Source organism: Hydrogenophaga sp., assembly GCF_030373245.1.
Classification (GTDB): domain Bacteria; phylum Pseudomonadota; class Gammaproteobacteria; order Burkholderiales; family Burkholderiaceae_C; genus Hydrogenophaga.
The window spans coordinates 841,113-863,139 of sequence record NZ_JAUCZF010000001.1 but is presented as its reverse complement, the minus strand read 5'-3'; the positions used below and the strand labels follow the sequence as shown (position 1 = coordinate 863,139).

Annotated in this window: 19 protein-coding genes; 5 read left to right on the top strand and 14 right to left on the bottom strand. The window is 64.5% G+C overall.

Annotation, left to right across the window (positions count from 1 at the left end):
- Positions 1-7: 7 nt before the first annotated feature.
- Genes QUV25_RS04120 through QUV25_RS04105 form a run of 4 tightly spaced genes read right to left on the bottom strand, consistent with a single transcriptional unit; the run spans position 8 to position 4,256 of the window.
- Complete coding sequence (locus QUV25_RS04120) at positions 8-1,648, bottom strand: AMP-binding protein (RefSeq protein ID WP_300861515.1); 1,641 nt, start codon at positions 1,646-1,648, stop codon at positions 8-10.
- 18 nt (positions 1,649-1,666) lie between these two features.
- Entirely contained in the window at positions 1,667-2,872 is a 1,206-nt protein-coding gene (locus QUV25_RS04115) for an acyl-CoA dehydrogenase family protein (RefSeq protein WP_300862025.1), read from the bottom strand.
- 1 nt (position 2,873) lies between these two features.
- Positions 2,874-3,728, bottom strand: a complete 855-nt coding sequence (locus QUV25_RS04110; RefSeq protein ID WP_300861513.1) for an enoyl-CoA hydratase family protein — start codon at positions 3,726-3,728, stop codon at positions 2,874-2,876.
- Positions 3,729-3,752: 24 nt separating this feature from the next.
- Positions 3,753-4,256, bottom strand: a complete 504-nt coding sequence (locus tag QUV25_RS04105; protein WP_300861511.1) for a MarR family transcriptional regulator — start codon at positions 4,254-4,256, stop codon at positions 3,753-3,755.
- Between the two features lie 130 nt (positions 4,257-4,386).
- Between QUV25_RS04105 and QUV25_RS04100 the strand changes: the two genes are divergently transcribed.
- Complete coding sequence (locus tag QUV25_RS04100; RefSeq protein WP_300861510.1) at positions 4,387-4,713, top strand: DUF1840 domain-containing protein; 327 nt, start codon at positions 4,387-4,389, stop codon at positions 4,711-4,713.
- 54 nt (positions 4,714-4,767) lie between these two features.
- Here QUV25_RS04100 and QUV25_RS04095 read toward each other — a convergent pair whose 3' ends face one another.
- The 10 genes from QUV25_RS04095 to QUV25_RS04050 form a co-directional block, all read right to left on the bottom strand.
- Positions 4,768-5,793 (bottom strand): tripartite tricarboxylate transporter substrate binding protein, encoded by a 1,026-nt coding sequence (locus tag QUV25_RS04095; protein ID WP_300861508.1) that lies wholly within the window; start codon positions 5,791-5,793, stop codon positions 4,768-4,770.
- Positions 5,790-6,176 (bottom strand): hypothetical protein, encoded by a 387-nt coding sequence (locus QUV25_RS04090; protein ID WP_300861507.1) that lies wholly within the window; start codon positions 6,174-6,176, stop codon positions 5,790-5,792. Before QUV25_RS04090 ends, QUV25_RS04095 begins: the two co-directional genes overlap by 4 nt.
- 97 nt (positions 6,177-6,273) lie before the next feature.
- Positions 6,274-7,257 carry a tripartite tricarboxylate transporter substrate-binding protein gene (locus tag QUV25_RS04085; RefSeq protein ID WP_300861504.1) on the bottom strand — a complete coding sequence of 328 codons (984 nt, stop codon included), beginning with the start codon at positions 7,255-7,257 and terminating at the stop codon, positions 6,274-6,276.
- 154 nt (positions 7,258-7,411) lie between these two features.
- Complete coding sequence (locus QUV25_RS04080; RefSeq protein WP_300861502.1) at positions 7,412-8,665, bottom strand: AMP-binding protein; 1,254 nt, start codon at positions 8,663-8,665, stop codon at positions 7,412-7,414.
- Between the two features lie 150 nt (positions 8,666-8,815).
- Positions 8,816-9,631 (bottom strand): ABC transporter ATP-binding protein, encoded by an 816-nt coding sequence (locus QUV25_RS04075; protein WP_300861500.1) that lies wholly within the window; start codon positions 9,629-9,631, stop codon positions 8,816-8,818.
- 200 nt (positions 9,632-9,831) lie between these two features.
- Positions 9,832-11,169 (bottom strand): ABC transporter substrate-binding protein, encoded by a 1,338-nt coding sequence (locus tag QUV25_RS04070; protein WP_300861499.1) that lies wholly within the window; start codon positions 11,167-11,169, stop codon positions 9,832-9,834.
- A gap of 136 nt (positions 11,170-11,305) precedes the next feature.
- The gene (locus tag QUV25_RS04065; RefSeq protein WP_300861497.1) at positions 11,306-12,382 is read right to left on the bottom strand and encodes a branched-chain amino acid ABC transporter permease; all 1,077 of its coding nucleotides are present in this window, start codon (positions 12,380-12,382) and stop codon (positions 11,306-11,308) included.
- A gap of 271 nt (positions 12,383-12,653) precedes the next feature.
- Positions 12,654-13,583, bottom strand: a complete 930-nt coding sequence (locus QUV25_RS04060) for a branched-chain amino acid ABC transporter permease (RefSeq protein ID WP_300861496.1) — start codon at positions 13,581-13,583, stop codon at positions 12,654-12,656.
- A 14-nt stretch (positions 13,584-13,597) separates the two neighbouring features.
- Positions 13,598-14,380, bottom strand: coding sequence for an ABC transporter ATP-binding protein (locus QUV25_RS04055; protein WP_300861494.1), 783 nt, complete (start codon positions 14,378-14,380; stop codon positions 13,598-13,600).
- On the bottom strand, positions 14,377-16,323 hold the full coding sequence (locus tag QUV25_RS04050) for an AMP-binding protein (RefSeq protein WP_300861493.1): 1,947 nt from the start codon (positions 16,321-16,323) through the stop codon (positions 14,377-14,379). Before QUV25_RS04050 ends, QUV25_RS04055 begins: the two co-directional genes overlap by 4 nt.
- A 163-nt stretch (positions 16,324-16,486) precedes the next feature.
- Here QUV25_RS04050 and QUV25_RS04045 point away from each other — a divergent pair, with 163 nt between their 5' ends.
- From QUV25_RS04045 to QUV25_RS04030, 4 genes are all read left to right on the top strand, one after another.
- Positions 16,487-17,212 carry a Crp/Fnr family transcriptional regulator gene (locus QUV25_RS04045; protein ID WP_300861491.1) on the top strand — a complete coding sequence of 242 codons (726 nt, stop codon included), beginning with the start codon at positions 16,487-16,489 and terminating at the stop codon, positions 17,210-17,212.
- A gap of 439 nt (positions 17,213-17,651) precedes the next feature.
- Positions 17,652-18,464 (top strand): pseudouridine synthase, encoded by an 813-nt coding sequence (locus tag QUV25_RS04040; RefSeq protein WP_300862023.1) that lies wholly within the window; start codon positions 17,652-17,654, stop codon positions 18,462-18,464.
- A 256-nt stretch (positions 18,465-18,720) separates the two neighbouring features.
- Complete coding sequence (locus tag QUV25_RS04035) at positions 18,721-20,001, top strand: alpha/beta hydrolase (protein ID WP_300861490.1); 1,281 nt, start codon at positions 18,721-18,723, stop codon at positions 19,999-20,001.
- A gap of 304 nt (positions 20,002-20,305) precedes the next feature.
- On the top strand, positions 20,306-21,847 hold the full coding sequence (locus tag QUV25_RS04030; RefSeq protein ID WP_300861488.1) for a sodium:alanine symporter family protein: 1,542 nt from the start codon (positions 20,306-20,308) through the stop codon (positions 21,845-21,847).
- Positions 21,848-22,027: the final 180 nt, after the last annotated feature.

The window sequence follows — 22,027 nt, the reverse complement described above, 5'->3', positions numbered from 1 at the left end:
CTCCTGTTCAGGTGCTGGCGCTCGCGGCCAGCTTGCGCAGGGCGAAACGTTGCAGCTTGCCGGTTTCGGTGCGCGGGAGCTGGTCCACAAACACCACATCGCGCGGGTATTTGTAAGGCGCCAGGGTGTTTTTCACATGGTCTTGCAAGGCCTTGGTCTGCGCACCATCGGGCAGCTGACCCGGCTTGAGCACGACGTAGGCCACGATCACCATGCCGCGCTCGTCGTCGGGTCGGCCGACTACACCGCATTCGGCCACCGACGGGTGGGCCAGCAAGGCCGCCTCCACCTCCGGGCCCGCCACGTTGTAGCCCGACGTGATGATCATGTCGTCGGTCCGGGCGTGGTAGAAAAAGTAGCCATCGGCATCTTGCCGGAACGCATCGCCAGGAAAATTCCAGCCGTCCCGCGCGTAGCTGCGCTGGCGCGGGTCGTCGAGGTAGCGGCAGCCGGTCGGGCCTTTGACCGCAAGCCGCCCCACTTCGCCGATGGGCAGTTCGTGGCCGTTGTCGTCCACGATGCGCGCGGTGTAGCCTGGCACCACCTGACCGATGGCGCCGCGGCGCACCGTTTCGGGCGCGCTTGAAATGAAGATGTGGAACATCTCGGTGGCGCCGATGCCGTCGAGCATCTCGATGCCACTGGCATCCTTCCACAGCTGGCGTGTCGCATCGGGCAGGCCTTCGCCCGCGCTCACGGTGATGCGCAGGCGGCCCACGCCGTGTCGCTTCGCAAATGGCGCCATCTGGCGGTAGAAGGTGGGCGCGGTGTAGCAGATGGTGGCACCCACCTGCGCGATCAGCATCACCATGGCTTCGGGCGTGTAGGGGATGCTGGGAAAGTAGACCGATGCACCAGCCCACATGGGGAAAATCAGCAGGCCGCCCAGGCCGAAGGTGAAGGCCAGTGGCGGCGAGCCGACCACGATGTCGTCGGGCGTGGCGCGCAGCACATTGCGCGGCCAGGTTTCACAGGCAGCCAGCACATCGCCATGGCTGTGAACCGCGGCCTTCGGGCTGCCGGTGGTGCCCGAAGTGAAGGCGAGCAGGGCAATGTCGCTGGCGGCGGTGGGGCAGGGTGAGGCGTGGGTGGACTTGGCTTGCGCCAGTGCTTCGAGCGAACCCGGAGACACGTCGGGCGTATTGAAGACCAGAAAGGGAAGGGCGGCTCTGGCCGTGTCGGACAACCATGCGCTGCGCAGCTCATCTTGCAGATGCACGTCGCACAGGGCGGCGCTGGGCTGCGCCTTGTCGAGGATGGTGGTGAGTTCGCGCGCGCGCAGCAGCGGCATGGTGGCCACCGCGATCAGTCCGCTTTGAACCACTGCGAGCCAGGCCAGCGCCATGGCGATGGAATTGCCCCCGCGCAGCAGTACGCGGTTGCCCGGCACCAGGCCCAGCTCGCCGGTGAGCACGTTGGCGATGCGGTTGACCTCGATCTGGGCCTGGGTGTAGCTCAGCGTGCGAACGTCGCTGCGCAGCATCGGTCGCTCGGCGTGTCCGTTGGCGGCTGCGCGCTCAAAGAGCGTCTGCACCAGGTTGAGCTTCGGCGGCAGTTGCAGCTCGGGCAGCTCATGGCAGAACGCCGGCCACTGATCGGGCGGCGGCAGGCGGTCTTGAACAAAGCGGTCGATCTGGGCGCTGGCCATGGCGGACTCCACGGGCGATCAGGGTTTCAGGGCGTGTCTGCCCAGGATCAACAGTTGCACTTCACTCGCTCCTTCATAAATGCGCAGCGAGCGGATGTCGCGGTACAGGTGCTCGATCACCTGCCCCACTTGCACGCCGCGGCCACCAAACAGCTGCAACGCCATGTCGATGACCTTTTGTGCGTTTTCGGTGGCGGTGAGCTTGGCACTCGCCGCGGCGGCGGTGTAGGCAGCTGTACCGGCGCCGCTGGTGGCACTGCGGTCGCGCATCCAGGCCGCGCGGTAGGTGAGCATCGCGGCGGCGTCGATCAGCGCACCCATTTCGCCCAGACGCGCCTGGGTGAGCTGGAAATCGGCCAGGGTCTGGCCGAACATCTTGCGGCTCTTTGCATGCGCCACGGCTTCGGCGAAGGCGCGGCGCGCCATGCCCAGCGCGGCGGCGGCGACCGAGGGTCGGAAAATGTCGAGCGTCTTCATGGCGAGCTTGAAGCCGCCTTGCTGCGGTCCGACGAGCGCATCGCTGGTGACGGCGCAGTCGGTAAAGCGCAGGGTGGCGAGCGGGTGCGGCGCCATCACGTGAAGGTGTTCGCTGCTGTCCAGTCCGGTGCAGTCGGCGTCCACCACGAAGGCACTGATGCCGCGCGAACCGGCGTCTGGATCGGTCTTGGCGAAGACGAGGTAGAAGTCGGCCAGACCGCCGTTGCTGATCCAGGTCTTGCAGCCGTTGAGCGTCCAGCCGCTGGCCGACGGTGTGGCACGGGTGACCATGGCCGCGACGTCGGAGCCGGCGTCGGGCTCGCTCAAGGCAAAGGCGGCGATCTTCTCGCCGCGCCCAACGGCCGGCAGGTAGCGCGTTTGCTGCTCGGGTGTTCCGGCCAGCGACAGTGCGCCGCTGCCCAGGCCTTGCATGGCGAAGGCGAAGTCGGCCAGGGGCGAGTGGTAGGCCAGGGTTTCGCGCAGGATGACCAGCGCGCGCGAGTCCAGCGTGGGCAAAGCGCCGCCATGGTCGGCGGCGACGCAGTAGCGCAGCCAGCCATCGGCGCCCAGGCGCCGCACCCACTCGCGGCAGGCGGTGCGGTCGTCCGACTCATCGACCTCTTGCGATGCCGCCCAGGGCGCCAGCCGGTTGGCCAGCGCGCGGTGCTCGTCGTCGAAAAACGGCAGCTCCAGGTGAGCCAGCGGTGGCAAGGCGCCATGAGGGTGGGGTTGTTCAAACGCCACCACCTCAATCACCTTGGAATTGCGGGCGCTGCTTGGCAGCGAAAGCCTCAAAGGCGCGCTGGAAGTCTTGTGTCTGCATGCAGATGGCCTGTGCCTGGGCTTCGGCTTCGATGGCCTGGTCCAGTGTCATGGCCCATTCCTGGTGCAGCATGGTCTTGGTCATGCCGTGGGCAAAGGTAGGGCCTTGCGCGAGTTGCGAGGCAAGCTTGTGTGCTGCAGGCAGCAGTGCGTCGCTCTCGTGCAGTGCGTTGAAGAAGCCCCAGGCCAGTGCTTCGGTGGCGGACATGGCGCGGCCGGTGAACAGCAGTTCACTGGCGCGGCCCTGGCCGATCATGCGCGGCAGCAGGGCGCAGGCGCCCATGTCGGCTCCGGCCAGACCGACGCGGGTGAAGAGGAAGGCGACCGTGGCCGCGGGCGTGCCCAGCCGCAGATCGGAGGCCAGCGCCATCATGGCGCCGGCACCGGCGCACACGCCGTCGAGGGCCGCGACGATGGGCTGAGGACAGGCGCGCATGGCACTGACCAGAGCGCCGGTCATTCGTGTGAAAGCCAGCAGTTCGGGCATGCACATCTTCGTGAGCGGACCGATGATCTCGAACACATCGCCACCCGAGCAGAAGTTGCCGCCCGCGCCCGTCAGCACCACGGCCTTGACGTCGGTGGCTTGCTGCAACGACACAAACCAGTCGCGCAGCTCGGCGTAGGAGTCGAAGGTGAGTGGGTTCTTGCGCTCGGGCCGGTTGAGCGTGACTGTGGCCACGCCGTCGACCACACTGAGCGCGAAATGCTGCGGGGCGCGATTCGCCACCGGGCCGTACTGGCTGCGCATCGGGTTGTGGTCGGGGATGGGGTGCTTCATGGGCGGCGGGTCCTTGGGGGCGACTTATTCGATCGGGTCGGGGTCCAGACGGGCATTGATATCAAGTTGATGCTGCTTGACCTTGCCCAGCAGCCTGTGGAGCTGGTCCAGATCTCGCGGTGCCAGGCCTTCGAAGGCGTCGACGATCCATTGCTCGTGTTGGGTCGCCATGGCGGCGAACGCAGCGTGACCGCGGCCAGTCAGGCGCACGCGAAACGCGCGGCGGTCCCCGTCCACACCCAGCCGTTCGACCAGCCCCTCGGCCACCAGCTGGTCGGTGATGCCGGTGACGTTGCCGCCGGTGACCATGAGCCGGTGCGACAACTCCTTCATCTTCAGCCCTTCGGGGTGGCGTTCCAGCTGGGCCATGAGGTCAAAACGGGGCAGTGTGGTGTCGAACTGCTCACGCAGGCCTGCGCGTACCCGTTTCTCGATCAGTTGCGAACAGGTCAGCAGGCGCAGCCACAGCCGCAGTTCCTGCGCGTGTTCGCTGTGTGCGCGGGCTTCGAGGTCGAGCGGGGCGTTCATGGTTCATTAGTTTAGGCATGAAATATTGCCTGCCCATGGGGATTACCCGCAGCCCATTTGATCTGTTCGGGATCCTGATCGGTGCTCAGGGTGCAAGAATGGGTCATTGCACGCCATTGAGGAGCACACCATGTCCCTGTACCGATTCAAGTCCCGCGAAACCGGCGATCTCGTGATGCTGCAGCCCGACGGCCAGCACATTTTGGAGATCATTGGCAAAGACGCCAGTGCGGCGGGTGTGATCCTGCCGCAGCAAATTCCCGCGGCGGTACAAGCGTTGCGCGATGCGGTGGTGCTGGAAGAGGCCACGCAGAAACGCCTGCGCGAAGAGGCTCAGGCACAGGGCGAGCCGCCACCCGAATTTCCGAAGGTAAGCCTGCGCCTGCGCAGTGCGCCTTTCATCGAAATGCTGCAGCGCTGCGAAAAGGCGCAGGTCGAGGTGGTCTGGGGCGTTTGAGGCGGGGTCGGAACCGGGTCGCGCCTGCCCTGACGCGCCCGGCGTGTGTCAGGATCAGTCGACCTTGGCGCCCGAGGCCTGGACCACCGGCGCCCACTTCGCGATCTCGGCGGCAATCAGCTGAGTGAACTCGGCGGGGGTGTTGCCGCTCGGGATGGCGCCCAGCGACAGCAACCGCTCCTGGGTGGCTGGCAGGTTCAGGGCCTTGGCGGTTTCCTGCTGCAGCCGGTTGACCACTTCGGGCGGCGTGCCAGCTGGAGCGAGCAAACCAAACCAGGAGCTGGCCTCGAAACCCGGTAGCGCACCGGCTTCTGCGATCGTTGGCAGCTCGGGCAGGCTGGACGAACGCACGGCGCTGGTCACCGCAAACGCCTTCAGGGTGCCTTGTTTGATGTGGGGCATGGCCGAGGGCAGGTTGTCGAACATGACGTCGGTGGCGCCGCCCAGCAGATCGGCCATGGCTGGCGCAGACCCGCGGTAGGGGATGTGGGTCATGAAGATGCCGTTGCGTGCCTTGAACAGTTCACCCGCCAGGTGGATCGAAGTGCCATTGCCGCTGGAGGCCATGTTGAGCTGGCCCGGATGAGCTTTGGCGTAGCGCACGAAGTCGGTCACGGAGTTGATGCCGAGGGCCTGCGCTCGTTTGGCGTTCATCACCATCACGTTGGGCACTCCGGCGACCAGGGTGATGGGAGCGAAGTCTTTCTGGGGGTCGTAGGGCAGCTTGCTGTAAAGCGACTTGTTGATGCCATGCGTGCCCACCGTGCCCATGAGCAGGGTGTAGCCGTCGCCGGGTGACTTGGCCACCGCGTCGGCACCGATGTTGCCGCCAGCGCCACCCTTGTTTTCCACGAGGAAGGGCTGCCCCAGCGCCTTGGAGAGTTCGGGTGCGAGCACGCGTGCGAGGATGTCGGTGGTGCCGCCAGCAGCGAATGGCACCACGATGCGCACCGGTTTGCTGGGCCAGTTGGCCTGAGCCTGCGCGCCGCTGCTGAAGGCGAGGCCAGCGAGCAAGCCGCCCAGCAGGCCAAGACTGCGGCGGCGGGTTCGGGCTGCGGGCAAAAGGGTGGTGGGCGTCATGGGTGTCTCCTTGTGTTTGTGATGATGTCCAACTGGTCGGCCAGTGGCTTTCCGGTCTCGAATCCCAGTGCCAGGGCCTGGGGATTGCAGTGGCTGACGATGCCGTCATGCAGTGTACTGGCGGCCTGTCCGATGCAGGCGCTGGTGTGCGACACCGTGAGCGCTGCCAGGCCAGCGGCTTGCAGGGCGCCGAGTCCCGCGATGCCGGCGTTTTCCCTGCCTACACCTGCGTCGTTGAACACACTCAGACAGGGCCTGGCGGCTATGGCGTAACGGGCTGAGCTCAGGCCACCGTGGGAGCCGCTCAAAGCAATGCAGCCCGCGTCGGCGGGCTGCAGTTCGGTGATGGAGTCCACCACCCGGATCGGGATCGGTGGTGGCAAGGTCTTCACCCAGTGACACCCAGGATCGGGCCATGCCCGTCCGTAGGTGTCGTCCCCTTGGGGGGACGGCGCAAAGCGCCGCAGGGGTGGGTCACAGTCAGTCGGCGAACTGGCCGGCGGCGTCGATCACGGTCTTGAGCTTGGTGATCTGGTCGGCCACGAAAGCCTTGTGGCCAGCGGGCGTCATGCGCTTGTCGGTGACAACGGCAGCACCCAGGGCCTCTTGCTTCTTGATGAAATCGGGATCCTTCAGAGCGACCAGCAACGCGTCGTTCAGCTTTTTGGTCACGTCGGCTGGCGTGCCCTTGGGCGCATACAGACCGTGCCAGATGGTGAGGTTGAAGTCCTTCAGACCCATTTCCTGCAAGGTCGGGTAGTCCTTGAGCACCTTGTTGTTGCTCAGCGGCTTGGCGGTGGTGACGGCAAAACCCTTCACGCGGCCCGCTTCGATCTGGGCGACGGTGTTGGTGGTCTGGTCACACATCACGTCGACCTGGCCGCCGATCAGGTCGTTCATGGCCGGGCCGGTGCCACGGTAGGCGATGGTGGTCATGGCCTTGTCGAGCTTGACGGCCGACTGCCACATCAGACCGCACAGGTGCGAGGCCGATCCCAGGCCGGCATGGGCCAGGTTGAGCTTGCCGCCGTTGGCACGGATGTAGTTCTCGAAGTCGCGGTAAGTGTTGGCGGGCAGCTTGGGCGAGCCGATGAGCGTCATGGGCACGTCGTTGATCATGCCCAGGTACTCGAAATCTTCCAGCGCCTTGAACTGCAGCTTGCGGTAAAGGCCGGCAGTGGATGCCATGCCGATGTGCCAGACCAGCAGGGTGTAGCCATCCGGATTGGCGCGGGCCACCTTGGTGCCTGCGATGGTGCCGCCGGCACCGGCTGCGTTTTCCACGATGATGGTCGCGTCACCCAGCGGCTTGCGCATGGCCTCGGCGAGCTGGCGTGCGACCGTGTCGGTCGGGCCGCCGGCGGCGAACGGCACGACGAAGGTGATGGGTTTGGCGGGATAACCTTGGGCAAAGGCACCGGCGGAGACCACAGCGGTCAGGGCAAAGGCAAGGGCTTTTTTCATGGAAAGTCTCCAGGTTGGGAAAAACTCCGGCGATGTTATCGGCGCCGAACTCGGCGGGCATCGCGGATAGTACTTAGCAACCAGGGTGGGTAAACCCGGGACCGTTTCGGAGCTGACCGCCATGTTGCGCCGCAGCACGACGGTCGCTGCGCGCTCACTGGTAGCTGCGCGCGTCCTCAATCACCTTGCCGTCGTTGGGCAGGCTGCCCGGGCTCACCAGCTGCACCTGAGAGCGCAGCTTGGTGACCTCGCGCACCGCGGCTTCAATCTGCTCGCTCAGCCCTTCAGCCGCCTCGCTAGCCTCGACCTGCAGGCACATCTGGTCATTGGCCATTTCACCGCTCACCACCAGGCGCGCCTTGCCGACCTGCGGAAAACGGCGAGCAACCTCGGCCACCTGCGACGGGTGCACAAACATGCCTTTGACCTTGGTGGTCTGGTCAGCGCGGCCCATCCAGCCTTTGATGCGCGGTGCGGTGCGCCCGGTCGGACAGGTGCCAGGCAGCATGGCCGACAGGTCGCCGGTGCCGAAACGGATCAGCGGGTAGCCTGCATTCAGCGTGGTGACCACCAGCTCGCCCACTTCGCCCGCAGGCAAAGGGTCGCCCGTGCCCGGACGCACGATCTCGACGATCACCTGCTCTTCGAGCAACAGGCCCTCGCGTGCCGGGGTCTCGTAGGCCACCAGGCCAAGGTCCGCGGTGGCGTAGGTCTGGTAAACGTCGACACCGCGCTCCTTGAACCAGGCGGTAAGGCTCGGTGGGCAGGCTTCTCCGCCCACCGAGGCCTTCTGGATGCAGGAGATGTCAACTCCCGCTTCGGCCGCCTTCTCCAGCAGGATCCGCAGGAAGCTGGGGGTGCCGGTGTAGGCGTCGGGATGCAGGTCGCGGATGGCGTCGAGCTGCTGTTCGGTCTGGCCAGTGCCGGCCGGGAACACGGTACAGCCCACTGCGTGGGCACCCGCTTCCAGGATGTAGGCTCCTGGGGTCATGTGGTAGCTGAAAGCGTTGTGCACCAGCTCGCCTTTTCGGAACCCGGCGGCGTACAGCGCACGACCCGTGCGCCAGTAGTCGGCGCCAGAGCCCTCAGGTTCGTAGATCGGTCCAGGGCTAGCAAAGATGCGGGTCATGGCCGGGCCGCGCACCATCGCCGAGAAACCACCGAACGCATCACCACCTGCTGCCCGCGAGGCCTTTTGCCGCTCCAGCAGCTCGTGCTTGCGCGTGACCGGCAGCCGGGCCAGCGCAGCGCGGCTGGAGACGCTGGTCGGGTCCACGTCTTTGAGGATTTCGGCCAGTGCAGCGCTGTGCCGTTGCGCGTGCGCCAGTTGCCCAGCCAGCGCCGCCATCTGCGCAGCCTCGCGCTCGTCAGCAGATCGGGTTTCCAGAGCGTCAAAAAATTCGGTCATGGCTGTTGCGACAAATGGTCGTGTGAGGTGACTGGTTCAAGAACACCGCGGAACTGGCTTTGCCAGGCCGCAGGTGTTGCCCCCTTGAGGGGGTGACGCGCTGAAAGCGCGGCGCGGGGGTGGGCGACAAGCCCGAGAAAAGGTCTCTGGCTAGGCCAGCCACCTTTTCCGACGCTTGTACGACTTCACATCCTTGAACGACTTGCGTTCGCCACCGCCCATGCCAAGGTAAAACTCTTTCACGTCTTCGTTGTTGCGCAGATCGGCAGCGGCGCCGTCCATCACCACCCGGCCGCTTTCCATGATGTAGCCGTAGTCAGCGTATTTCAGGGCCATGTTCGTGTTTTGCTCAGCCAGCAGGAACGTGACTTTTTCCTTGGTGTTGAGGTCGCGCACGATGTTGAACACTTCTTCCACCAGCTGCGGCGCCAGACCCATCGAGGGCTCGTCGAGCAGCACGATGCTGGGGTTGGTCATGAGCGCGCGGCCAATCGCGCACATCTGCTGCTCGCCACCAGAGGTGTAGGCGGCCTGTGAGGTGCGGCGTGTCTTCAGACGTGGGAAATAGGTGTAGACCTTCTCCAGGTTGCGCGCGATCTCAGCCTTGTCGGTCCGTGTGTACGAGCCAGTGAGCAGGTTTTCCTCGATCGTCAGGTGGGCGAAGCAGTGGCGGCCCTCCATCACTTGCACCACACCGCGGTTCACCAGATCGGCCGGGCTCAGGTTCTCGATGCGTTCCCCTTTGAGCTCGATGCTGCCCTTGGTGACCTCACCGCGCTCCCCCTTGAGCAGGTTGGAGATGGCGCGCAGCGTCGTTGTCTTGCCCGCGCCGTTGCCACCCAGGATGGCCGCGATCTGGCCGTCGGCCACGGTCAGCGACACCCCCTTGAGCACCAGGATCACGTGGTTGTAGATGACCTCGATGCCGTTGACGTTGAGGACAGGGGTTGCGGTTTCAGTGCTCATGCGTTGTTCCTTGGGAGCCATTGGCAAGACGCGGCATGCCGGTCTTGACGATGGCGGCTGGAGGGCCAGCCACGATTCAGATGAGAAACCCCGCCGCGCGCGCCGTGTCCCATTCAGGGGACACCGCGGAACCGGCTTTGCCGGGCCGCAGGTGTCGCCCCCTGGAGGGGGGCGGGCGAAGCCCGGCGGGGGTGTTCACATCAGCTCTGGCAGTCGGCCGGTGCGCGGCGCGTCAGCTTCTTCTCGGCGGCGTACTTGTCGGCGGCTGCCTTCACCATCGGGTCGATGATCTGCGAGTCACCCTGCAGCCAGTCAGACGACCAGACGAACTTGGTGCCGTCCCAGGTATGCACTCGGGCCCAGGCTGCACCCATATGGTCCTTGCAGCTGGTAGAGATCGGACGCATCACGCCTTTGAACCCGAGGGCGTCCAGCTTGGCCTGGGTGAGGTTCAGGTTTTCATAGCCCCAGCGAGCCTGCTCGCCGGTCATGACCTTGCCCTTGCCAAAACGCTCCTGGGCGGCGCGCACGCCTTCCACCGCAAACATCGCTGCCGTCAGACCGCGCATGTACAGCACCTGGCCCACTTCCTCTTTCGGCCCGGTGCCCTGGCCCTTGGCGTGCAGCTTTGACAACACTTCCTTGGCCACGTCGGAGTTCGGCTCGGCACCGTGCTGCATCATGATGGCGTTGTAGCCCTTGGCACCCATGCCGACGTCTTTCACGTCAGGCTCGGCACCGGCCCACCACACGCCGTAGATGTTTTCACGCGGGTAGCCGGTGGCCTGTGCTTCCTTCAGCAGGGTGGAGTTCATCACGCCCCAACCCCAGTTGATGACGTAATCAGGGCGGTCGCGGCGGATCTGCAGCCAGGTGGCTTTTTGCTCAACACCGGGGTGGGTCACGGGCAGCAGGCTGAGCGAGAAGCCGTGCATGGCGGCGCGCTCTTGCAGCAGGGGAATCGGCTCTTTGCCGAATGGGCTGTCGTGGTAGACCAGTGCGATCTTCTTGCCCTTGAGCTTGTCCAGGCCACCGTTCTTGTTGCCCAGGTGCTGGATGATGGTGTCGGCAGCCACCCAGTAGGTGCCGGCCAGGGGGAAGTTCCACTTGAACACGCCACCGTCGGCGGATTCGCTGCGGCCATAGCCGCCGGTGAGCAGCGGGATCTTGTCGATGGGTGCTTTCTCCGTCAGCGCGAAGGTGATGCCGGTGGACAGCGGCTGGAACACGGTGGCTCCGCCGTTCTTGCCCTTCAGGCGCTCGTAGCACTCCACGCCACGGTCGGTGGCGTAGCCCGTTTCGCACTCTTCGACCAGGGTCATGACGCCGTTGATGCCGCCGCGGGCATTCACCAGCTTCATGTAGTCGGAATAGCCGTTGGCGAACGGCACGCCGTTGGGCGCGTAGGCGCCGGTTCGGTAGACCAGCGAGGGAAAGAATTGCTCCTTGGCCTGCGCGAAAGCAGCGGTGGACACCAGTGCAGACGACAAGCCCGCGGTGGCGACCGCGATGGAGAGAGCCAGAGTACGCATCTTCATTTCATTTGTCTCCTAAAAAAACCAACACAAAAAAACCCCAGGGCCTGTCAGTTCAACGCGTCTGAGCATCGTGCGCATCGGGAATGTCCCCATCGGGTGTCACCCCAATGCGCGACGAGCTTCAGCCGCGCCGATCTCAGTGCGGGAAAGGCCACAACCGCAGTTTCTGTTTGCCAATGCTCCAAAGTTTGGCCAGACCGTGTGGCTCCACGATCAGGAACCAGACGATGAGCGCACCAAAGATCATGAATTCGGTATGCGAGACCGCCGCCGTGGAGATTTCAATACCAACCATGCTGCCGAGGAAAGGCAGGAACTGGTTCAGGAAGATGGGCAGCACCACGATGAAGGCGGCGCCGAAAAAGCTGCCCATGATGGAACCCATGCCGCCGATGATCACCATGAACAGCAGCTGGAACGAGCGGTCGATAGAGAAGGCGGCCGGCTCCCAGGAGCCCAGGTGCACAAAGCCCCAGAGACCACCGGCGACGCCGATGATGAAAGAACTCACGGCGAACGCGCTGAGCTTGGCGTACATGGGGCGGATGCCAATCACCGCAGCAGCCACGTCCATGTCGCGAATGGCCATCCATTCGCGGCCGATGGCCGAACGCACCAGATTCTTGGCCAGCAGCGCAAACACCACCAGAAAGCCCAGGCAGAACAGGTATTTTTCGACTGGCGTGTTGATGGTCCAGCCCATCACGTTCAGGTTGGACACCGCCACAGAGCCGGACGCGCTGTTGTTGGTGAACCAGCCGATGCGCAGAAACGCCCAGTCGCAGAAGAATTGCGCGGCCAGTGTGGCCACGGCCAGGTAGAGCCCTTTGACGCGCAGGCTCGGAATGCCGAAGATGATGCCCACCAGCGTGGCGAAGAAGCCTCCCGAAAGGAGCGCCACGATGAGTGGCATGCCGTCGATGCGCACATAGGTGTTGTAGGCCATGTAGGCGCCCACCGCCATGAAGGCGCCCGAGCCCAGCGAGATCTGGCCGCAATAGCCCACCAGGATGTTCACGCCGATGGCCGCCAGCGACAGGATCAGGAACGGGATCAGGATGGCGCGGTACATGTACTCGTCCACCAGGAGCGGCACGCCGACGAAAGCAAAGACAATCAGCGCCAGGATCAGCCAGCGGTCTTGCGCAATCGCAAAGATCTGCTGGTCAGCGCGGTAGCTGGTTTTGAACTGGCCGTTTTCTCTGTAGAACATGTTCTTTTCCTTTGTCTCAACCTATTCAGCGAGCGGTGCCTTAACCAGCGCTCCCGAGGAGCCGGCTTTGCCGGGCCTCTGGGAGCGTTCCCCTCCCGCCGCAGGCGAGAAAGGAGGAAGACGCGAAGCGGCGCAGGGGGTGCTTCATCTCAAACGCGGTCGATGATCTTTTGCACGAGGGCGCACCTGCGGTGCTGCGCGGGCACTGAGTGCCCGCGCCCAACACGCTTCGCGCGTTGTGCCTTCTTCGAAAAACAATTGCTCGCGTACTTCATACGCGGTCGATGATCTTTTCACCAAACAGGCCTTGTGGGCGGAACAGCAGGAACACCAGCGCCAGCATGTAGGCGAACCAGATCTCGATGCCGCCGCCCACATAGGGGCCCAAGTAAACCTCGGACAGTTTTTCGCCCACGCCGATGATCAGGCCGCCGATGATGGCGCCGGGCACCGAGGTCAGGCCGCCGAGAATGATCACAGGCAGGGCGCGCAGCGCCAGGGTGGTGAGCGAAAACTGCACGCCCAGTTTGGAGCCCCAGATGATGCCGGCCACCAGTGCGGTCAGGCCGGCAACGAACCAGACGATGACCCAGATGCGGTTCAGCGGAATACCGATGGATTGCGCGGCCTGGTGGTCGTCGGCCACCGCACGCAGAGCGCGGCCAGTGCCAGTTTTCTGGAAGAACAGCGAGAGCACCGCGACCAGCAGCGCGGCGATGCAGGCCGCGTACACATCTTCGAGGTTGACCAGAATGCCGCCGGAAAAGATGCCTTCGAACAGGAACACAGGGTCTTTTGGCATACCGACGTCGATCTGGTAGATCGCGCTGCCGAAGATGGTCTGGCCAAATCCATCGAGAAAGTAGGTGATGCCCAGCGTGGCCATCAGCAGGGTCACGCCCTCCTGATTCACCAGGTGGCGCAGCACCAGCCGCTCGATCAGCCAGGCCAGGATGAACATCAGCACCGCCGACAGCACAAAGGCAATCACGTTGCCCAGAAGCTTGTTCTCGATGCCCAGCCAGCCCGGAATCCACTCCGAGAAACGGGCCATGGCCAGCGCGGCAAACAGCACCATCGCGCCCTGCGCAAAGTTGAATACACCCGAAGCCTTGAAGATCAGCACGAAGCCCAGCGCCACCAGGGAATACAACATGCCGGCCATCAGGCCGCCAATCAGAGTCTCAATGAAAAAAGCCATGTTGTAGTCTCCGCTCAGTGGCTCGTACCGAGGTACGCGCTGATGACTTCTTCGTTGTTGCGCACCTCCTCGGGTGTGCCGTCGCCGATCTTCTTGCCGTAGTCCAGCACGACGACGCGGTCGGAGATGTCCATCACCACGCCCATGTCGTGCTCGATCAGCACGATGGTGGTGCCGAACTCGTCGTTCACGTCCAGGATGAAGCGGCTCATGTCCTGCTTCTCCTCCATGTTCATGCCGGCCATGGGCTCATCGAGCAGCAGCACCTGCGGCTCCATCGCCAGCGCCCGGCCGAGGTCAACGCGTTTTTGCAGGCCATAGGGCAGGGTGCCGACAGCCGTCTTTCGGAAGGCCTGAATCTCGAGAAAGTCGATGATGTGTTCAACAAACTCCCGGTGCTTCTCTTCTTCTTTCTGCGCTGGCCCGATGCGCAGCGCCTGCAGGAACAGGTTGCTCTTGATGCGCAAATTGCGCCCGGTCATGATGTTGTCGATCACGCTCATGCCCTTGAACAGCGCCAGGTTCTGAAACGTGCGGCCGATGCCCATCTCGGCCACCTGGCGCGAGTTCATGTGGCTGAAGGTTTTGCCCTTGAAGGTGATGCTGCCCTCTTGCGGCGTGTAGACGCCGTTGATGCAGTTCAGCATGGAGCTCTTGCCGGCGCCGTTGGGGCCGATGATGGCGCGCACCTCGTGCTCCCTCACATTGAAGGAAATGTCGGTTAAGGCATTGACGCCACCAAAGCGCAAGCTGATGTTGTTGACGTCGAGCACGACGTCGCCGATTTTTTTCGTCATGCTGCAGCCTTCACGGGGGCAAACGTTTTGGCATCGGCCACCTTGAGCGTGGCGCTCACGCTGCCGGTGCGGCCGTCTTCAAATTTCACCTGGGTTTCGATGTACTGCTCGGTCTGGTTGCCGTAGAGCGCGTCGATCAGGGGCTGGTACTTTTCGCCGATGAAGCCACGGCGAACCTTGTTGGTGCGGGTGAGCTCGCCGTCGTCGGCGTCCAGCTCCTTGTGCAGCACCAGGAAGCGGCTGATCTGGCTGCCGGCGAGAAGCTCGTCGCGGCTGAGGTCGGCGTTGACCTTCTCCATGCAGTCGCGGATGAGTTCGTACACCTCAGGTTTCTGCGCCAGATCGGTGTAGCCGGCGTACGGCAGATTGCGGCGCTCGGCCCAGTTGCCTACGGCGTCCATGTCGATGTTGACCATCACGCACACCTTCTCGCGCTGGTCGCCGTAGGCCACGGCTTCCTTGATGTACGAGAAGAACTTGAGCTTGTTCTCCACGTACTTCGGCGCAAACATCGCCTTGTCGAAGGCGCCGCCCTTGATGCGACCCACGTCTTTCACCCGGTCGATGATCTTGAGGTGGCCGCTGGCGTCGATGAAGCCGGCATCGCTGGTGTGGTACCAGCCGTCGGCGGTCAGCACCTCGGCCGTGGCTTCGGGATTCTTGTAGTACTCCTTGAGCAGACCCGGTGACTTCACCAGAATCTCTCCACTCTCCGAGAGCTTTATCTCCACACCTTCGCAGGGCACGCCCACCGTGTCGGCGCGCGCCTCGTGATCCGGTTGCAGGCAGACGAACACCGCGGTTTCCGTCGAGCCGTAGAGCTGCTTCAGGTTGATGCCGATGGAGCGGTAGAAGCTGAACAGGTCGGGGCCAATGGCTTCACCGGCGGTGTAAGCGACCCGGACCCGGCTCATGCCCAGGCTGTTGCGCAGCGGGCCATAGACCAGGGCATTGCCCAGCGCGTATTTCAACGAATCCATGAAGCCCAGCGCCTTGCCGTCCATCTTGTCGGGGCCAACGCGTTTGGCCACGTCCATGAAGGCGTGGAACAGCTTGCGCTTGGGCGCGCTCGCATCTTCCATGCGGATCATCACCGAGGTGAGCAGGCCTTCGAACACCCGCGGTGGCGCGAAATAGTAGGTGGGGCCGACCTCCTTCAGGTCGATGGTCACGGTGCCGCTGGACTCGGGGCAGTTCACCACGTAGCCGGCGACCAGCCACTGCGCGTAGGAAAAGATGTTCTGGCCGATCCAGGCTGGCGGCAGGTAGGCCAGCACCTCGTCATCGGGGGTCAGCTTGTCGAAGCGGGCGCCCACGTCGGCGCGGTCAATCAGCGTGCGGTGTGTGTGCACCACGCCCTTGGGCTTGCCGGTGGTGCCGCTGGTGAAAAACATGGCGGCAACGTCGTCGGGCTGGCCCAGCTCGACCTGTTCACCGAACAGATCCGGGTGCACCTTGGCGAAAGCCCGCCCGGCGGCGATGAGCTCTTCCAGCGCGCTCAGGCCCGGCTCATCGTATTTGCGCAGACCGCGAGGATCATCGAAGTAGATATGGGAAATCTGCGGGCATTGCTCGCGGATTTCCAGCATCTTGTCGACCTGCTCCTGGTCTTCCACCACCACGAAGCGCACCTCGGCGTTGTTGATTGGGAAGACGCATTCGGCGCCCACCGCGTCCTGGTACAGCGGCACGGGGATCGCGCCCAGCGACTGCGCGGCCAGCATGGTGGCGTAGAGACGCGGACGGTTGGAGCCGATCACCACCATGTGCTCGCCGCGTTTCAGGCCGGCCTGGTGCAGACCGCAGGCGAGGGCCTCGACCAGCTTGGCCATGTCGGCCCAGCTGGTGGTCTGCCAGATGCCGTATTCCTTTTCACGCATGGCAGGCGCCGCCGGGCGGGCTTTGGCGTGGTCCAGCAACAGCCGGGGGAAGGTGGTTTGCATGCTTGTCTCCAATGGCGCGGAAGGCTTGGCGCGTGCGGTGCGCAGAGCATCCATGCCGATCATTCTGGGTGTCATCGTAGGTCGATGTTTGACGCTATGTTGTCGGTTGGACGACAATTGAAGGGTCTGCCCTCCTGGGACTTTCCCTAGTACCCATCGCCCGATGAGCCCTTCCGCTTCGCCCAGACCGAGCTCGCCGCTGCGCGCTCGCGCTCGCGCGCTAACCCCCGAAGAGCTTGCGCGCATTCCCTGGTTGCAGGCGCTGAATGCGGGAGAACGTGAGCGCGCGGAAGACGCACTGGTGGTCACTGCCGCGCAAGCGGGCGACTACGTTTGCCGCATCGGGCGCCCGGTCACTTACTGGTTCGGCCTGGTCGACGGCCTGCTCAAAATGAGCAACGACGAATCCCTCGGCCCGGTGATCACCTTCACCGGCGTCGCGCCAGGCGGCTGGTTTGGCGAGGGCACGGTGCTCAAGCACGAGCAATACCGGTACAACATCCAGGCCCTGCGCAAGAGCCATGTGGCCGGCATTCCGGTCGCCACCTTTGACTGGCTGCTCGACCACTCGCTGGGCTTCAACCGCTTCGTGATGAACCAGCTCAATGAGCGCCTGGGTCAGTTCATCGCGGCGCGCGAAATCGATCGCCTTGGCAGCCCCGACCTGCGCGTGGCGCGCAACCTGGCCGCCATGTTCCACCCGCTGCTCTACCCCAGCGTGGGCGGCATCCTGCGCATCACGCAGCAGGAGCTGGCTTATCTGGTCGGCTTGTCGCGCCAGCGGGTCAACGAAGCCCTCTCCACCCTGTCGGCCAAAGGCTGGATTCGGGTGGAGTACGGCGGCGTGCGGGTGCTTGACTTGCAGGCGCTGCGCCAGGGCGAGCTTTGAGGCATGGAGCCCTCAGGCTCCGCTGATGCCAAGCGGGCTGACATACGCCCCGCCTGCGCTGTCTTGCCAACCCGCTGGTGTCGCACCGTGGGATGATCGACCCATGACCTCCGACCCCAAGCCCGGCACCCTCAAGCTCAAGCCTGGCGCTGCCAAAAAAAGCGCCAGCGGCCCGTTCGCCGAGCGGCGTGCGCCGGTGCGCCCGCCGGGCCCGGCGCGCGCCCAGTCTGTTTCGGCCTCGGCGCCCAAGCCACCGCGCGAGCGGCCTCCTGCCTTGAGTGGCGAGCGCCCTTCGCTGCCGGGATCGGGTCGCCAGCGCGCCCACCCGGCCGAAGCCCAGCGCCCAAGCGATGCCGGCAATCGGTCCACGCCTGCCCGATCCAGCGCGCCGCGCGCGCCTCAGGCACCTGCGCGCCTGGCTGAACCGCGCCGGTCCGATCTGGCGCGGGTCGGCAATGTGCGGGGCGAGGTGCGCCTGAACAAGCGCATGGCCGAGCTGGGGCTGTGCTCGCGCCGCGAGGCCGACGAATGGATCGCGCGCGGCTGGGTGCTGGTCAACGGCGAACCCGCTGTCATGGGCATGCCCGTGGCGCCCGACGCGAACGTGGAGGTGCTGCCCCAGGCGCGCCACCAGCAAGCCGGGCAGGTCACCATCCTGCTGCACAAACCCATGGGCTATGTGAGCGGCCAGCCTGAAGACGGCCACGAAGCCGCTGCCACGCTCATCGGCGCGCCCAGCCAGTGGCGCGGCGATGCCCGTCACCCGGCGGAAGGTCGCCGTTTTGCGCCCGAACACACGCGTGGCCTCGCACCCTGCGGCCGGCTCGACATCGATTCCGTCGGCCTGCTCGTGCTCTCTCAGGACGGGCGCATCGCGCGCCAGCTCATCGGTGAAAACAGCGGCATCGAAAAAGAGTACCTGGTGCGCGTGCACTGGGCGCCGAACGGCCCGCACGGTTCTGGCGTGGTCACGCAGAACGTGCAAGCCGCTTTCCCTCCCGAGCAACTGGCCCGGTTGCGCCACGGCCTGAGTCTGGACGACCAGCCCCTCAAGCCCGCCCAGGTGGACTGGATGAACCCCGAGCAGTTGCGTTTCGTTCTGATCGAAGGCAAGAAGCGCCAGATCCGCCGCATGTGCGAGCAGGTCGGGCTGCACGTGGTGGGCCTCAAGCGCATCCGCATCGGCAACGTGGTGCTCGGCAATCTGCCGGTAGGACAGTGGCGTTATCTGGGAGCGGAGGAAGGCTTCTGACGAGAGAGGGCGCTTGAGCTGTTGAACGAAGCGCCGCCAGTCTTCAAGAGCGCGCGAGGTTATCGCCAGGCAGCGGCTATGCGGCTTGCGCCCGCGCCAGAGGTTGGTCGGGTCACACCCTCGCAGCGTTGCCAGACGTTGCTTTTTTCGGTGAATGAGCGTTTTCTGTCCCGACAGACCGGGTACCGATTCCCGAGCGCCCTGCCCACCTTAGACAAGAAACCCACAGACACAAAACCCAGGCACACAATGCCCCATGAGTTCTCCCACGCCACCTGATCGCAAGACAGCTCTCTTGCGCCACCTCCGCCCTTCCGATCTGAAGGCCGCTGCCCAACTCGCGACGCAGGCCACACACGGTGTGATCAACATCGTTGAAGGCGTGCACCGGTCCGTGCACCGGCAACTGGGGCTCTCACGCAACGCGGCACCCGAGCAGACCAGCGGCCTCACCGGACAGATCTACCGCGGTATCCGCGGTGTGGCCGCGCTGGTGGGGCAAGGGTCGGATGCGGTGCTGGGAGCCCTGCTGCCGTTGCTGGACGACCCGGCCACACACCCCGAAGCCTCGCCTCAGCGCGAAGCGGTGGTGGCCGCGTTGAACGGTGTGCTCGGCGACCGGCTGGTGGCCACTGGCAACCCGCTGGCGCAGGCGATGGAGTTGCGATGTGCAGGTCGCCCGCTGTGGCTGGACAACCTCGATGCGCTCAGGCTCCAGCTGGGTCAGGCAGCCAGCTCGCACCTGCTGTTGCTCGTGCACGGCCTTTGCATGAACGACACGCAGTGGATGCGGGGCGGTCACGAGCATGGCGACTTTCTGGCGCAAGCGCTGGGTTGCCAACCGGTCTACCTGCGCTACAACAGCGGCCGGCATGTGTCGGACAACGGGCTCGAGTTGGCGCTGCATCTGGAGCGGCTGATGGCGGCCTGGCCGGTGCCGCTGACGCGCATCACCCTCCTCGGCCACAGCATGGGCGGTCTGGTGGCGCGCGCTGCGGTGCAGGCGGGGCGCGAGGCAGACCAGCAGTGGCCCAATGTGCTGCGCGAACTGGTGTTCCTGGGCACGCCGCACCATGGTGCGCCGTTGGAAAAGGCTGGGCACGGGATTGATGTCTTGCTGGGCGCAACGCCTTTCTCCGCCCCGTTTGCGAAACTGGGCAAGCTGCGCAGCGCCGGCATTTTGGACCTGCGCCACGGCCACGTACAAGAGGCCGACTGGCGCTCCCCCGGCGGCCAGGGCTGGCGCGCCGGCTTTGAAGACCCGCGCCTGCCACTGCCTTTGCCCGAGGGGGTGGCCTGCTTCACGGTGGCCGCGACGCTGGCGGCCCAGCGCGGGGTGCTGGCCGATCGGTTGACGGGCGACGGCCTGGTGCCGCTCAACAGTGCGCTGGGTCAGCACGACGAGACCCGCCGCCGACTGGTGTTCGCCAAGAGCAGCCAACGCATCGTCTACCGCACCGGTCACCTTGACTTGCTGTCGAGCCAGGAAGTGGCCGTGCAAGTGCGCGATTGGTTGCTGCCGCTGGCCTCCGATTGAGCCGCGTCCGGGCTGTGCCCCGAGTGGCCTACCTTGAGCAAGGTTTTTGAGCTTTCTTCGGTTTCTGGCTCTTTGTATGGTCCAGTTTATTCTCTATGGCAGATACGATCGAATATTTCACTAAATTTGGATCTCTTTCCGTCTTTCCAGACAGAAAGCAAGGGTAATTGCTGAGTCGTTTTGCGCGGTTCGTTTTGGTGAGGGGTGGGAGCATGGGGTGGTGGTGTGTCGATGGTTGAGACTGTTGGCGCCACGAGGCCAGCTGAAGATTGAGATGTCAGCACCCACTTCCAAGGAGACCCCGATGCCAAGAAAAAACACACCGCTGGCGCCTCGTGCACCGATCTGGCTGTTGGCCATGCTGCTGGCGGGGCTGGCGGCGCCAGCCTGTGCACAAGGCATTGATCAGGCGATCGACAGCTTTTTTGCCACCACTTTCGGCTGGTTCGTCAACCTGATCTTTTATTCCGTGCCGCTGGGCGAAGCGCAGTTTCCCCTCATCGTGGGCTGGCTGCTTCTGGCGGCCATCATCTTCACGGTCTATTTCGGCTTTCCTCAGCTGTCGCGCTTCAAGCTCGCGGTGGATCTGGTGCGCGGCAAGTACACCGATCCCAACAGCCGCCATCCGGGTGAGGTCAGCCACTTTCAGGCGCTGACCACAGCGCTTTCGGGCACGGTGGGCCTGGGCAACATCGCCGGCGTCGGTGCAGCCCTGGCCATCGGCGGACCAGGGGCTACCTTCTGGATGATCATCGTGGGCCTGATGGGCATGGCTTCGAAGTTCACCGAGTGCACGCTGGGTGTGAAGTACCGGACCATCCTGCCCTCAGGCGTGGTGTCCGGCGGTCCCATGTACTACTTGCGTGACGGTCTGGCCGAGCGCGGCATGCCGCTGCTGGGCAAGATCCTGGCCGTGGGCTTTGCGGTGATGGTGATCCTGGGCGCCCTGGGTGGCGGCAACATGTTCCAGGGCAACCAGGCCAACGCCATGATCGTGCAGACCTTCGGCCTGCCCGACGGCTTTGGCTGGGTGGTGGGCGTCATCCTGGCCGCGTTTGTCTACGGCGTAATCGTGGGCGGCATGCCGTCGATTGCCACCGTCACCTCGCGCCTCGTGCCCTGGATGGCCTTTCTCTACATCGGCCTGTCGGTGATCGTGATCGTGTCCAACTTCAGCCAGATTCCGGCCGCCTTTGCCGCCATCTTCAACGGCGCGTTCAGTGCCGAAGGCGTTGCGGGTGGTTTCATCGGTGCCCTGATCCAGGGCCTAAAGCGCGCCACCTTCTCCAACGAAGCGGGCGTGGGCTCGGCGGCGATCGCGCACAGCGCGGTCAAGACCGACGAGCCGGTCACCGAAGGCCTGGTTTCCCTGCTGGAGCCGTTCATCGACACCGTGGTGATCTGCACCATGACGGCGCTGGTCATCACCATCGCCGGCCTGAATACCGGCCCCTTCCCTAGCCCGAACGGACTCACCGGCGTGAATCTCACCGCCGCCTCGTTCCAGGCCACGGCCGACTGGTTCCGGTACCCGCTGGCGCTGGCCGTGGTGATGTTTGCCATCTCGACCATGATCAGCTGGGCCTACTACGGGCTCAAGGGCTGGACCTACCTGTTTGGTGAAGGCCGGACCCAGGAATACGTCTACAAGATCATGTTCTGCCTGTTCATCGTCGTTGGCGCGTCGGTGAGCTTCGGCGCCGTGATCGACTTCTCGGACGCGGCCATCTTCGCCATGTCGATCTTCAACATCATCGGTTTGTATTTCCTCATGCCCATCGTCAAGCGCGAGTACCAGAAGTTCATGGCCAAGGTGGAGTCGGGCGAGTTCAAACGCTACGGCTAAGCCACCACGCTACCTCCGCTTCGCGCGGTTCGCTGCTCCCCGAGGGGCCTGGGCCTGCCTTGGGGCGGCCCGGCGGCTGGCCCTGGCGCTCCCAAGTCGGGCCATGGTAGCCAAACAGGTAGAAGGGCGCGCCGCCTCACGAGGGCGGCGCGCCCTTTTTCTTGGGTTGCAGGCCCGACC